Origin of the sequence: Paenibacillus sp. YIM B09110 (assembly GCF_037167145.1) — a bacterium.
Taxonomy (GTDB): domain Bacteria; phylum Bacillota; class Bacilli; order Paenibacillales; family Paenibacillaceae; genus Pristimantibacillus.
Map to the genome: position 1 here is coordinate 287,777 of NZ_JBANSP010000002.1, position 12,725 is coordinate 300,501.

Genomic DNA, 12,725 nt, shown 5'->3' on the forward strand with positions numbered 1-12,725 from the left:
AGGTAGAGGATGTTGGAGTTATTGAAAAATATGATAATGACACAATACAAATCAATGGTGATTACTATATTCGAAACAATTGCGTGATAGAAGTTATTAATCAGAACTTTGTATTAATAAAATAACTTTCGACGTATTTAAAAATCAAATATTGAGTCATTGTTGTATGAATACTTTATGTGAAAGGAAGAGAATAGTGACCGGACAATCAGATTCGAAGTTTCTTCTAGAGAGCGTACTAGAATATGTTAAAAATGAAAGAGCCAACTATGGATTAATGATAAATGGTGAGTGGGGAAGTGGTAAGACATACTTCTGGGACAATGTACTTAGTCCAAAAATTGAAAGTATTAATGGAAAACCACTAAAGACTGTATATGTATCACTGTATGGAGTTTCTACTACTGAGGAGATAAGCAAAAGGATTTGCTATGAAGTTTACGCATCTGCACTGAAAAAAAAAGGACATTTAAAAAAACTAATTGATAGTAAGGTAGGCAATGCACTTCCTGAATTGAGTAAGGTAATTTTGAACTTTGGTGGTAAACAAATGGGTATCGATCCTATTGGAAGTTCAAGTATTGACTGGGATAAATTATACTCGCTCAAAAATAAAGTGTTATGTTTTGATGATTTGGAAAGAGCTAACCTAGAGGTTTCGGAAATACTAGGGTACATAAATAATTTTGTTGAACATGACGGTGTTAAAACAATTATTATTTGTAATGAAAAAGAAGTTAATTCTAAAGTGTACTCTGAGAATAACGAGTTAAAAAAACTTACTGCAACATACTTATTAAATATTGAGGGAAAGTTAGGTGAAAAAGAAGATACAAAATCAAGACAATCAGAATTAAAGCAATCTACAAATCAAATAATTGATGATACTATTCAGATGCTTTTTAGTAAAAGTAATGATTATAAGCATATAAAAGAGAAGCTTATTGGAAAAACGTTATTATATTCTTCAAATGAGAATGATATTATTAACAATATAATTTCTATTAATGAACATTACAAATCATATGATTATATTCTAACAGGTAGCGATATCATTATTGAAATCTTTCAAAAAAGTAAGACTAAGAATTTTAGGATTTTAATTCAGGCAATTGATGATTTTGAAAGGATATTTCAGAAATTGAAATCTGATTATCCTGTTATTGATCAAGGAATAGTGAAGTCAATATTTATTTTCACATTAATTTTGTCCTTTGAAATAAAGTCAGGAAAGTTACCCAATAAAGAATTGTTGGAAATTAATTCAGATCTAGATTTTCAACAGCGTATTATTATGGACAAGATGGATAAAAAGTCATCATATATCACTAGCTTACTTTCAACGTATCGTGGAGTACATACTGAATCTGGCATAGTGTTTTTTCAGTTTGTTAAGGAGTTAGTTGTAGATGGTATTCTTAATACAGAATTTTTTAAAGTTGAAATCGACAAACAAGTTAAAGATAAAGAAAGAAAAGAAGTTCCTGGTTATGTGAAAATAATTAAACAAGGATACTGGGAGTTAACAAATGATGATTTTAACGTTGCAGTTGCCGATTCATATGAAGCAATAAAAAGTGGTAAGATGAGTATTAGATTTTACTTTTCAGGTTTTATTGTATTTTTGAAGTTGATGGAACTTGAACTTATAAATGAAGATATAACTTCATTAAAGGAGTTATTTATAAATGGATTAGAGAAGATAGTAGAAAAGGCCAATATAGAAGATATCGAAACCTCATTCACTCGATTTGGAAAACCAACAAATTATGAGGATGACATTAACGAGATAAAACAGAAAATTATTGAAACTAGAAAAAAATTGGAAGTTAAAGAAGATGAGCATATTGCTAATGAATTATTAGAGTCTTTAAAGAATAACATTCAAGAGTATTACTTTGCTGTTGACAGAAAGCATTGGAACAAACCATTATTTGAGCATTTGGACATGAATGACGTGGCTAGAATCATTTTAATTAAAAGTAATAAGGACATAAACTTATTTGCTAATATTCTATTCGAGCATTATAAGGAAATGAGTGAAGCTCTAAAGCCTGATCTACCTAAATTAGACGAACTTCAAGCAATATTAATAAATCACGTAAGCGAGGAGCTGGCACAAAATCGAAATTCCTTAACAGTCGCAAACCTTAAGGAAATCGTTGAAGTCATTAGTATCATTAAGACTGCAAATGCAGATTCAGAAACTCCAAATCCATAATCATAAGTGTGAAGTTAATCGTGATATTCTACTAACTTTTGATCAGTATCTTTATAGATAATTAAAGGATTCTTAATGAATAGAGAAATGGTTTGAAATTTCCATTATATATATATGAATGTGCGTAAGTCACTTTTGAAGTAGTCTGCATGATTTAGGTGAAATACCCCCTACCACTTACCACAGAAACAACACAAAGACTTGAATTTATTGATTTTCGTATGTTAGAATAAGCATTATTTACTTTGCAGGATTGATTTATTTTCTATTGAGAATTAGATTAAGTCCTGTTAAGCTTAAGTAATTCAGATTCTGCAAAGTATTGATTTTATTGGGTTTATACGTGAATTAGGATCGCACAGGACTTAAAATCCTGCGGTGGGTGACCACCGTACGGGTTCGATTCCCGTCCTCGGCATCCTTAATCGGATTATATGATTGACGTACATAAAACTCCTTTTTCTTGCCTGTGCAATGCAGCTGAGAAGAGGGAGTTTTTTCTTGATAGTTGTCTTTTATTGATAGAGATATATGCCGAACATTTGTTTGGTGACAACCTATGACATTATGAGATAGTATAATAGGAAGAGAGAAAGCATTCATTCATTACCTTATGCAAAGGATCGTGAGCAGGCATGTCGCGCGGCAAGTTCGAGGGGTATAAAGTTTCGTTCAAGATCGGTTCTTACAATACTTACGTTTATATGAAACCGGAATACTATGAAAAATGGAAGTTCGAGCGTGATTCGCGAATTAAAGATGTTTTAGTAGAAGAGGTTGAGATTAAGCTGTCTTATTTCTTGAAAGGGTTAGACAAGCAGTAGAGATGAGGAGACAGGAATGACGAGATTGCAAACACGAGTGCTCTGCATGTTAATGGGCATTATTTTGGTACTATTGCCTGCCTGCCAGATTGCACCTGCGAACGAGGACGGGGCGGTGGCTACGGCCGGAAAGCTGAGCGTCCATTTCATAGATGTCGGGCAAGGCGCATCACAGCTTATAATAGGTCCGACTGGCAAAACCATTCTTATCGATGGCGGTAATAATAGCGAAGAAGCGAAGATGGTCGCCTACCTCCAAAGTCAGCGGATAAGCAAAATCGATATTTTGATCGCCACGCATCCTGATGCGGATCATGTTGGCGGTTTGGATGCGGTCATTCGCCATTTCGATATAGGTAAAATCTATATGCCGAAGGTTCAATCCAATACAAAGACGTTCGAGGATGTACTGACGGCGATTAAGGAGAAGTCATTAAAGATCTCTACGGCGAAAGCCGGATTGTCGCTTGAATGGGAGCAGGATGTCGAGGTTCTCATGATCGCGCCTGTATCCGTCTATGAGGATACGAATGAAATGAGTGCGGTCGTTAAGCTAAGCTACGGGAAACATTCTTTTCTTCTAACCGGCGATGCAGAAGCAGAGAGCGAGAACGATATTATGAAATCCGGAATTAGTTTAAATGCAGATGTGCTGCTTGTTGGTCATCATGGCTCTAACTCGTCAACCTCTTCCGAATGGTTGAAAAAGATTCAGCCGAAGTATGCGGTTATCCAGTCAGGGACGAACAACTACGGCCACCCTACGAGCGAGGTGCTGGGTAGGCTTAAGAAACAAGGTACAGAGGTCTATCGTACGGATCAATTGGGAAACATTCTATTTGTTTCAGACGGTACTTCGCTTGAAATTGATCATACTGACAGTTTAATCGATGCGAAGGCAAATTCCACTACAAGCGATAAGCTCACAACGCAGGACGTGTTTGAGAGCTGTGCAGCGGTTAGGGAAGCGGGCAAAGCACCTATTCGCAAAGGTGACCCTGGTTTTAATGCTAAGCTTGACCGTGACGATGATGGGATTGCTTGCGAATAAGGTACATGTGGAGGTGGCTTTGCATGAGTGGAATTGTTGATCGCTTTGAAGGTGAATATGCCATCATTGAAATTGACGGACAGATGCATGATGTACGAAGAGATCAGCTAGAAGTCAGTGTGCAACAAGGTGATGTTGTCGAGCTGTGCGGAGCTTTGTGGAAGACGGATAAACAAGCGACAGAAGCTCGCCGAAATGCCGTGAAGAAATTAATGGATGAATTATGGGACGATTAATTGTTGGACTTAAGCAATTTTGAGCAACATTGGAGGTGCATACGAATGAGCTTCGAGCTAAATAACGACTGGGCACAGCGGCTGGAACAGGAGCTGGAGAAACCTTATTTTCAGCAGATGCTGTCTCTTCTCGAGCAAAAGTATAACGATGAAATTGTGTATCCGGCTAAAGAACATATATTTAACGCCCTTCACTATACACCTTACGAATCAGTAAAAGTCGTAATCCTCGGGCAAGACCCTTACCATGGGGAGGGCCAAGCGCATGGCTTAAGCTTCTCGGTTAGAAAAGGTGTGAAGACGCCGCCTTCACTTCAAAATATTTATAAGGAGCTTCAGGCTGACATCGGCTGTCCAATACCGGATCATGGCTGCTTAGAGCACTGGGCAGAACAGGGCGTTCTGCTGCTCAATACGGTGCTGACCGTGGAAGAGGGTAAGCCTAACTCACATCAGAGAATCGGATGGGAGTGCTTCACAGACGCAGTCATTGAAGCGCTGAATGAACGCGAGGCACCGGTTGTATTCATCCTTTGGGGAAATCATGCTCAAGCGAAAGCGACGAATATACAAGCGGACAAGCATCATATCATCGCTTCGCCTCATCCAAGCCCATTAGCGGCGCGCAAAGGCTTCTTCGGCAGCAAACCATTCTCCCAGGCTAATGCCTTCTTGGCAAGCATAGGGAGCGCGGAGATTGATTGGCAAATTCCAAACCACGCAGAGGCGACACAGGAAAGTTTTGTTTTCTAAATATTTTATATAAAAAGGCTTCTCGCCGTGATCCGATACGAATATCGGATTGCGGGAGAAGCCTTTTCGATACAATAGAGATTTAGGAGTGTATAGGTGGTTACTCGGAAATAGGGAAGCCCTCGCTGGAGCTAACACCTTCATTTCCCGAAGTACCGCCGCCTTCAGAGCTGTCGATAACAGGCTCATAAGCTGCATCGATATAAGTGGATACTTGAACATCCGTAATGACTTGAGGATACATTTTTTCTGGATCTGGCTGCGTTGCTTCAAGCCTTAAGATGGCTTGCTTCCCTTCGAATACGATGGATGCAATCCGAACGCCATAGCCTGGATGCGGCACCTGAGCTGTTACGGTTACTTTGTTCACGTCTCCGGTAAGTGGCGTTACAGAAAGCTTCGCATCAATAATCGGATCTGGCGTTGGCTCTGGTGTAACGACAGGCTCCGTGTTCTTGACGAATTGAATGCTGTCAAACAACCAGCCTGCTGCTTCGCTGCGTGTAATCGGCTGCTTCGGATAGAACTTGTTTGAACTGTCGAGCTGCGCTATTTTGCTTATGAGGAGCTTCTGAATGCTGTCCGAGTAAGACGGATTAACGTCAGCTTGATCCTCAAGCATGAGGAAAATCTCTATAAAGGCATAGTCGCCTTTGATGGAAATTGCTTTGAACAGGTGATGAGCGAATTGCTCTCTCGTCATGATGTCGCCTGCTTTTACCGTTTTCGGAACTTCAAGACCATAGAATGCAGCGATAATGAATGATTGGGAATACCAAACATCATCCTTCAAATTCGGAAATGAATCCGTCGCTTTAGGAGCTCTGATGAAACGGACATGGTCCAAGTTAAGATCCAAGCTTTTGACGATTAGGGAAATACCTGCGGCGTAAGTTAGATTCCCTTTGGGATCGAAGTTATCGCTTTGGCCAACGCCGCTCAACAACCCAAGTTTCTTCAGCTCCGCGATTTTCGCTTCATTCGGGTCGTTCTTAACATCCTTAAATGCCCACACAGTTTGTCCGAGTGCAAGGAGCAACACGGCGATTATTGTGAACGTCAGGAAAGATTTCTTCTTCATCGAATCACCTCGTTTATAATATGCTGCAGCACTTATTTGACGTGCAATATACGGTTATTGTTGCATCTATAGGCAGTTTTGATTTCTAAATTATGTGGAACTTCATATTCGCAACTAGATCATTAAAAAATTTTTTTAATGCGATGTATATATAACCAAGATCCATCACAAAATAACCTCACATCCAAGAAAGGAGTGAGCATACATGGCTAACCAAAATTCGAGCAGTTCAAACAACTTGGTTGTACCACAAGCGAAACAAGCCATCAATCAGTTGAAAATGGAAGCAGCACAATCTCTAGGCGTGCAGTTCTCCCAAGACGGATACAATGGCAACTTATCGACTCGCGATGCTGGATCTGTTGGTGGATACATCACTAAGAAGCTTGTCCAAATCGCTGAGCAACAATTGAGCGGCGGCAGCCGTTAATCAACACCTGATGTAACCTTGCAGGCTTGGAAAAATAACCCCCAAATCATCAGCCAAATGAGCAGATGGTGAAGGGGTTATTTTATTAGGGTGAATTTGAGCGAAAACCCGTTTGAGTTTTCGTTTGTATGTCGGTATGACTGATCGATATTGTTCGCACCAAAAATATAATTATGATTTTGGGCAATAAGAAAAGGGGCGTCCTTCAGTCATCTAACGATAACTTTTGGGACAGCCCCCTTTGCTTTGTTATGAACCTCTTGTCTGGAATTAATTGCTTAGCTTCACGATGGTCAAGGCTGCGCCAGCGCTTCCTGTCAGAAGCGTCGCAGCGCCAATGAAGCCGAACAATTGTAATTGTACGGTAGTGCCTGCCGCTACCGAGGGGGCTATAAATGTATTGGTGAAATTGGACAGCGATATGAGGGGATCGACGATAGAAGGCGTAAAGGCAGCGCCGTTAAGCAATATTTGCGTGTTTAAGAGCACGGCGGCAGTCAAGTTGACCTGATATGAGAACATATAGGTACCGGTCGATGGAATGGTAATAATTTCGTTGGCGCCATTAATAACAAAGCCGCCGGTTAAGACATGGCTGCTTGGAAGCGGAACATTCGTGCCTCCAAGGACGACGGCTATTACAGTGCCCACAGTATTTGCAGCATACGCATGGACATCGGTAAAGACTGTGCCCGTAGCGCCGGTTGCGCCCGTACCGCCAGTCGCGCCTGTCAAACCAACGCCGGTCGCTCCCGTAGCGCCGGTCGCTCCCGCGACGCCAACGCCTGTCGCACCGGTCGCACCGGTCGGTCCAGCAGGTCCAACCGGCCCACCTGACGGGCCAGTCGGGCCAGTTGCTCCAGTCGGTCCCAATAAGGTTGGAGCGGAGAGTACTGTCTCTAGCTTCGATTGAAGCAGCAGCTCCTTCTTGATCGCCGTTTCCATTGTCGCTTTGACGCTTTGGTCAATCGCAAGCACGTCTTGGATCGTTGCGCCTGGGCCTGTAATGCCGGGCAACGTTCCAAGAACGTACTGTATTTTCTCACCTTCAGCATTAAGGATATGGCTAAGTCCAAGTTCCTCCAACGCGATCGAGGAGAGCAGCAGGTTGATCGCATCGTCCCTTGTAATCGTTATTGTGGGACTAATATTAGGTATGCTAGGTAAGGACATAGTCAGCCTCCTATTCGTTTGAATTAAGCACCGGCATAGTCGTATAACACTAAGCACAATACTGATATTTTATCTGTATGGGTTTCGTTTATGGTTTATGAATATCGTTCTTATTCTTTTTTTTGGGTTGTTGGAACAGAGGAGTAGGCGCGGGATAAGGCTTTGGCCTATGATCGGTTTGAACTTCTTCCGTATACATATGGAGCCACAATTTGATTCTCTTCATCCAGTCGAGATGCAGCTTGGCCGAATGAAACGTTCTCAGCAGCGGGGTTTGCGACATGAGCGTCGTCTCCAGAAGGCCTATAAAATACAGCGATTCCGGATGAAGCGGGCGAAAGGGAGGATCGGCCTTGCCGGCTTTCGCGAGTTGCAGCCGATCGTTCATTGTCCGTTTCTTACCGATAGAAACAAACAACTCTTCGGTTATCCACATGAGCGAGTTGCATGTATTCATTATTCGGATCATATACGGAGAATGGCTCGGCGAATTGGAAAGAGAGGCAGACTGAAGCAGGCAATGCAGCATCAAGTGAAGAAGAAGCACGATGCCCTCCAGCATGACTTTATCGGTACGGTTCGTTATTTCGCAGATGCTGTCCGCGGTCTCAAACGACGAGCCGGTGTGCATGGATTCCGGACGAAAGCTCATCATGCGCTGCAGTTGATTCAATCCGTCTGCATACTTCACGATCGATTCCATCCAATGAATGTCCATTTCGTTCAAAGGTCCGTTAAGGCTTCCTTTTTGCATGCGGAGAAGCCTTCGCAATTGGATGCACAGGCATTCTGCCAGCGTCGCGAAGGCTTCCTCGTAGGTCGAAATACTTTTTATCCGGTTAGGCTCATAGCGCTCAAGCGCTTGGATCGCTTGCTCGGCGGCGTTATTCATCATGGTAATCTTCCCCGCACCAATGCTTGTCTTCCATTTCCGTAATGTCTTCCAGCTTAAATTGCAGCAGCATTTGATTTTTAATAATATTTCGCATCATTCGTTCGACGCTGCGGTTCATCTTCAGCATATCTTTGACGTCGATTTGATCGTTTTGCAAAAAGCGCTGCAGCTTCTCGCCCTCGGCGTTCATTATGTGGGACATGCTGATTTCTTCCATCGCAATGGAGGAAAGCAGCAGATTGATTACTTCTTGCCGAGTCAGCGTAATAAGAGGGTTGATATCGGGAATTTTGGGCATGGACATAATAGTAAGCCTCCATTGGGGTTGGAATTTGTTTGTTGCGTTTATTGATTGACGGTTTGGCCGTTAAAATAAGCTTCATTATAGATAACGCTTGGATGAGTGGGATTATGTAGCTTGGCCATTTCATGGTGAATTTTCGCTTTTTCGCGCTGCCCGATCCGGTCATAGCAGTAAGTGAGTTGTACATGCGGGAGCCAAGTGGATGCGGAGCTGTCCGTAATCGCCATGGAATCGGCCCGCTGCTCCATCAATGCCGCCTGTCGGTACCAATAGATAGCACCATCAAGGTGGCCTTTCTCGGCAAACATAGCTCCGATCTGACAACAAAATTCAGCGTGGGGCGCATCGTAGGCGAGTGTTCGTACCAGTGACAGCATCTGCTTGTCAGATTCGCCGAGAGCGGCGTAGCATCGCGCCAGCTTCATGCAAGCGGCGATTTGATCAGACGGCCAGCCTTTGCCTTCATTCAAATAAATCTCGTATTGTTCGGCCGCTTCCCGGTGCATGCCGTGATCCAGCAGCTCGTTGCCGAAGTAGTACTGATCACGGGGATCGAATAGTTCACATTGATCCTTCCGGCGGAGATAAATTTGCAGATTCCGGTCTGTATAGGCGCGTTCCTTGCGGTGCGTGACTGCAATATCGCTATGAAAGGTCGGGCCGGATATGGCCAAATATTCATGAACGGCTCCGTGCCAGCGAAAGCCTCGGCTTCTTCGTACGAGACGATTCCGCTTTAAGCTGTGGACGGGGCGGTTATGCTCGTCGAACGTTAAATGGTAAGACATCGTTACGCTATCGTACGGGAAGTCGGATTGGTCCTTTAACGCCAGAAGGCGGGCCGAATCGGCTGCCTCCAGCACATCGTCCGCATCCAGCCACAAGATGAACTCTTGAGTGGCTTGTCCGAATGCAAAGTTGCGAGCGGCGGAAAAATCGTCTATCCACTCGAAATCGTATATTCGGGCTCCGAACCGCGCTGCAATTTCTTTTGTGCGATCGGTGGAACCGGTATCGGCTATGATGATTTCGTCGGCAATGTCCTGCACGGAGGACAAGCATCTGTCCAGGCAATCCTCTTCGTTTTTTACGATCATGCACAGACTTATAGTGATCACTGAAATGACCTCCCCGAATACATCTATTACTAAGCTATTAACCGATATGCGAGGATATGATTGCTTTCATCATATTTTTGCGCTATTAGGAATAGCTTTATAGAAGATTCGTTTCAATGAAAGGAAGAGTTGTATGGATGGGCCGCTAATTTCGCTGTGCATGATTGTTAAGGACGAAGCGCATACGATTCGGCGATGCTTGGAAAGCGTTCGTGGCGTAGCGGATGAGTTGATCGTCGTTGATACGGGATCGAATGATGGCACCGATGAAATATGTCGTTCCTATGGCGCCAAAGTAATTGCTTATGCATGGGATAACAGCTTTGCCAGGGCTCGTAATGCTGCGATTGCCGAAGCTTCGGGAGACTGGATATTGTGGCTGGATGCCGATGAGGAGCTGGATGGGATGGATAAGGGCTTGTTTCGCGGCATTGCCGCTTCAGCCCATTCGGATGTGCTGTGCTTGCGGGTCGTTAATTATTATGGCGAAAAATCGGAGCAGCCGCAGGCCGAGCAAGCCTATTTGCTGGCTCAAGCCCGTATGTTTCGCAATGACGGAACGTTTTATTTCGAAAGAGACATACACGAGACGTTGCAGCGAAAAGGAGCGGATGACGAGAGGCTTCAGCCTGCGATGATTCCGGTAACGGTGCATCATTACGGTTATATGGACGATCTCGTCAGTCAAAAGGAAAAATATCAACGCAATATTTCGCTGCTCAACGAGGAGAAGGCGACAGCGGGGCATGATCCTTGGTGCGAATATCATTTGGCTGGGGAATATTATCGGAACAATGAGTTGGAGAAAGCTTTCGAGCTTGTAAACGAATCGATTGTCGGCTTTTTGACGATAAACAAACTTCCCCCGTCACTCGCGTATAAGCTGAAATACGAAATATTGTTTCGACACGGCAGCATGAGAGGCGCTTGGCCGGGCATTGAACGCGTCATTAAGCTGTATCCGAACTATGTCGACTTGCATTTTTATAAAGGCGTATTTCTCATGGAGCATGGTTTGTATGTGGAGGCAATTGCAGCCTTCGAACGATGTCTTGAGCTTGGAGAGAACCATTTGGAATATTTAAGCTTGAAGGGAACGGGAAGTCACTTTGCTGCTTCTAACATTGCCCGCTGCTTGTCGCATATGGGGCGGACCATAGAAGCTCGCGCTTACGAGCGATATGCCGCAGCGCTTATAGCGGACTCTTACAAACAAGGCTCGCGGGAGCCTGAATCAGGCGATTTTCTCGATGACGATAACCGCATTCGTGCCTGAGCCGGACAGGGTCAGCAGCAAGCCGGTAACGACGAGCTGCAAGTTGCCGACAGCGGTTACTTGGAACATGACCATCCCTGTCATTGATACGCCAGCTGTTAAAAAAGTAAACGTATTGGTGTTCGGATTCGGTGCCGCCGTGCCGGTAAATTGCAGTTGAAAGCCGCCTAGCAAGGAAAGCGCAGAAGTATAGACGACAAAGCTAACCTTGTATAATCCTGTTTGCGTAATACCGAATGTGCTGTTATTGACGACGGTAATCGCCGTACCCGTCGATGCGCCTGCCGTATTAAACTGGATGGGCGCTCCGACGAGGATAGATACGACGCCACCGATATTTGAACGGCTAAGAGCAGCTTGAAGTCCGCCAGAGGTACCAGTGGCGCCGGTCACACCTGTGTCGCCAGTGGCACCGGTAGCGCCAGTAGCGCCGGTCGCTCCGGTGGCACCAGTAGCACCAGTGGCACCGGTCGCTCCGGTTGCGCCAGTAGCGCCGGTCGCTCCGGTGGCGCCAGTAGCACCAGTGGCACCAGTGACACCGTTAGCGCCAGTAGCGCCGGTCGCTCCGGTGGTGCCGGTCGCTCCGGTGGTGCCAGTAGCGCCAGTAGCGCCGGTGGCGCCAGTAGCACCAGTGGCACCAGTGACACCGGTAGCGCCAGTGGCACCGGTCGCTCCGGTTGCGCCAGTAGCGCCGGTCGCTCCGGTGGTGCCGGTCGCACCGGTGGTGCCGGTCGCTCCGGTTGCGCCAGTAGCGCCGGTCGCTCCGGTGGTGCCGGTCGCTCCGGTAGCGCCAGTAGCACCGGTAGTGCCAGTGGCACCGGTAGTGCCAGTGGCACCGGTAGTGCCAGTGGCACCGGTAGCGCCAGTAGCACCAGTGGCACCGGTAGCACCGGTTGCGCCGGTCGCTCCGGTGGCGCCAGTTGCACCGGTCGCTCCGGTGGCGCCAGTAGCACCAGTAGCACCGGTAGCGCCAGTAGCACCGGTAGCGCCAGTAGCGCCAGTAACCCCCGTGACCCCAGTGGCGCCGCAGGGGAACGGCAGGCAGCATGTTACCCCCGTAATGTCTGACGGATTAAGGATATGCTCAAGCTGCGAAACTAGCAGCAGCTCTTGTTTAACCGTACAATCAAGTACCGACCTGACGCTGGCGTTGACGGCAAGCAATTCGCTGATTGTCGCGGCAGGCGGCGTTAGCCCCGGCAGCGTACCGACAGCATATTGAATCTTTTCGCCTTCCGCATTAATTATGTGGCTCATCGCCAGCTCTTGAAAGGCGATACAGGCCAGCAACGCATTAATATCGTTATCATCCAGCGCCATATTGATCCTCCCGCATGTTGATCTACTATCTTATTCCGGAAGG

13 protein-coding genes are annotated in these 12,725 nt (G+C 45.4%); 7 read left to right on the top strand and 6 right to left on the bottom strand.

The genetic code is table 11. From position 1 onward, the window contains the following. The first annotated feature begins 166 nt into the window (after positions 1–166). From V8F51_RS03570 to V8F51_RS03590, 5 genes are all read left to right on the top strand, one after another. Positions 167–2,221 (top strand): P-loop NTPase fold protein, encoded by a 2,055-nt coding sequence (locus V8F51_RS03570; protein ID WP_337098669.1) that lies wholly within the window; start codon positions 167–169, stop codon positions 2,219–2,221. A gap of 635 nt (positions 2,222–2,856) precedes the next feature. Then, positions 2,857–3,045 (top strand): hypothetical protein, encoded by a 189-nt coding sequence (locus tag V8F51_RS03575; RefSeq protein ID WP_337098670.1) that lies wholly within the window; start codon positions 2,857–2,859, stop codon positions 3,043–3,045. A gap of 16 nt (positions 3,046–3,061) precedes the next feature. Next, positions 3,062–4,096 (top strand): MBL fold metallo-hydrolase, encoded by a 1,035-nt coding sequence (locus tag V8F51_RS03580; RefSeq protein WP_337098671.1) that lies wholly within the window; start codon positions 3,062–3,064, stop codon positions 4,094–4,096. A gap of 23 nt (positions 4,097–4,119) precedes the next feature. Further along, on the top strand, positions 4,120–4,332 hold the full coding sequence (locus V8F51_RS03585) for a DUF3006 domain-containing protein (protein WP_337098672.1): 213 nt from the start codon (positions 4,120–4,122) through the stop codon (positions 4,330–4,332). A 45-nt stretch (positions 4,333–4,377) separates the two neighbouring features. After that, a complete protein-coding gene (locus V8F51_RS03590) occupies positions 4,378–5,085 on the top strand; it encodes a uracil-DNA glycosylase (protein ID WP_337098673.1) in 708 nt (235 codons plus the stop codon). A 100-nt stretch (positions 5,086–5,185) separates the two neighbouring features. Here the strand turns inward: V8F51_RS03590 and V8F51_RS03595 are convergent, their stop codons facing one another. Continuing rightward, positions 5,186–6,166 carry an S-layer homology domain-containing protein gene (locus V8F51_RS03595; protein WP_337098674.1) on the bottom strand — a complete coding sequence of 327 codons (981 nt, stop codon included), beginning with the start codon at positions 6,164–6,166 and terminating at the stop codon, positions 5,186–5,188. A 205-nt stretch (positions 6,167–6,371) separates the two neighbouring features. Between V8F51_RS03595 and V8F51_RS03600 the strand changes: the two genes are divergently transcribed. After that, positions 6,372–6,596: an alpha/beta-type small acid-soluble spore protein gene (locus V8F51_RS03600; RefSeq protein WP_337098675.1), complete on the top strand. Its 225-nt coding sequence runs from the start codon at positions 6,372–6,374 to the stop codon at positions 6,594–6,596. 270 nt (positions 6,597–6,866) lie between these two features. Here the strand turns inward: V8F51_RS03600 and V8F51_RS03605 are convergent, their stop codons facing one another. From V8F51_RS03605 to V8F51_RS03620, 4 genes are all read right to left on the bottom strand, one after another. After that, a complete protein-coding gene (locus V8F51_RS03605; protein WP_337098676.1) occupies positions 6,867–7,769 on the bottom strand; it encodes a BclA C-terminal domain-containing protein in 903 nt (300 codons plus the stop codon). An 88-nt stretch (positions 7,770–7,857) separates the two neighbouring features. Next, positions 7,858–8,661, bottom strand: a complete 804-nt coding sequence (locus tag V8F51_RS03610; RefSeq protein WP_337098677.1) for a hypothetical protein — start codon at positions 8,659–8,661, stop codon at positions 7,858–7,860. Then, positions 8,654–8,968, bottom strand: a complete 315-nt coding sequence (locus V8F51_RS03615) for a hypothetical protein (RefSeq protein WP_337098678.1) — start codon at positions 8,966–8,968, stop codon at positions 8,654–8,656. The genes V8F51_RS03610 and V8F51_RS03615 overlap by 8 nt, the downstream gene beginning before the upstream one ends. Positions 8,969–9,009: 41 nt before the next feature. Further along, positions 9,010–10,086: a glycosyltransferase family 2 protein gene (locus V8F51_RS03620; protein ID WP_337098679.1), complete on the bottom strand. Its 1,077-nt coding sequence runs from the start codon at positions 10,084–10,086 to the stop codon at positions 9,010–9,012. Positions 10,087–10,219: 133 nt separating this feature from the next. Here V8F51_RS03620 and V8F51_RS03625 point away from each other — a divergent pair, with 133 nt between their 5' ends. Then, on the top strand, positions 10,220–11,362 hold the full coding sequence (locus V8F51_RS03625) for a glycosyltransferase family 2 protein (RefSeq protein WP_337098680.1): 1,143 nt from the start codon (positions 10,220–10,222) through the stop codon (positions 11,360–11,362). Here the strand turns inward: V8F51_RS03625 and V8F51_RS03630 are convergent. Continuing rightward, positions 11,321–12,682, bottom strand: a complete 1,362-nt coding sequence (locus V8F51_RS03630; protein ID WP_337098681.1) for a BclA C-terminal domain-containing protein — start codon at positions 12,680–12,682, stop codon at positions 11,321–11,323. The genes V8F51_RS03625 and V8F51_RS03630 overlap by 42 nt on opposite strands. Between the last annotated feature and the right edge of the window lie 43 nt (positions 12,683–12,725).

Coding starts and splice junctions, on each gene's coding strand:
- V8F51_RS03615 (WP_337098678.1), bottom strand. CDS start 8,968: ATGTCCATGCCCAAAATTCCCGATATCAACCCTCTTATTACGCTGACT.
- V8F51_RS03605 (WP_337098676.1), bottom strand. CDS start 7,769: ATGTCCTTACCTAGCATACCTAATATTAGTCCCACAATAACGATTACA.
- V8F51_RS03575 (WP_337098670.1), top strand. CDS start 2,857: ATGTCGCGCGGCAAGTTCGAGGGGTATAAAGTTTCGTTCAAGATCGGT.
- V8F51_RS03570 (WP_337098669.1), top strand. CDS start 167: ATGAATACTTTATGTGAAAGGAAGAGAATAGTGACCGGACAATCAGAT.
- V8F51_RS03610 (WP_337098677.1), bottom strand. CDS start 8,661: ATGAATAACGCCGCCGAGCAAGCGATCCAAGCGCTTGAGCGCTATGAG.
- V8F51_RS03595 (WP_337098674.1), bottom strand. CDS start 6,166: ATGAAGAAGAAATCTTTCCTGACGTTCACAATAATCGCCGTGTTGCTC.
- V8F51_RS03580 (WP_337098671.1), top strand. CDS start 3,062: ATGACGAGATTGCAAACACGAGTGCTCTGCATGTTAATGGGCATTATT.
- V8F51_RS03600 (WP_337098675.1), top strand. CDS start 6,372: ATGGCTAACCAAAATTCGAGCAGTTCAAACAACTTGGTTGTACCACAA.
- V8F51_RS03625 (WP_337098680.1), top strand. CDS start 10,220: ATGGATGGGCCGCTAATTTCGCTGTGCATGATTGTTAAGGACGAAGCG.
- V8F51_RS03585 (WP_337098672.1), top strand. CDS start 4,120: ATGAGTGGAATTGTTGATCGCTTTGAAGGTGAATATGCCATCATTGAA.
- V8F51_RS03630 (WP_337098681.1), bottom strand. CDS start 12,682: ATGGCGCTGGATGATAACGATATTAATGCGTTGCTGGCCTGTATCGCC.
- V8F51_RS03590 (WP_337098673.1), top strand. CDS start 4,378: ATGAGCTTCGAGCTAAATAACGACTGGGCACAGCGGCTGGAACAGGAG.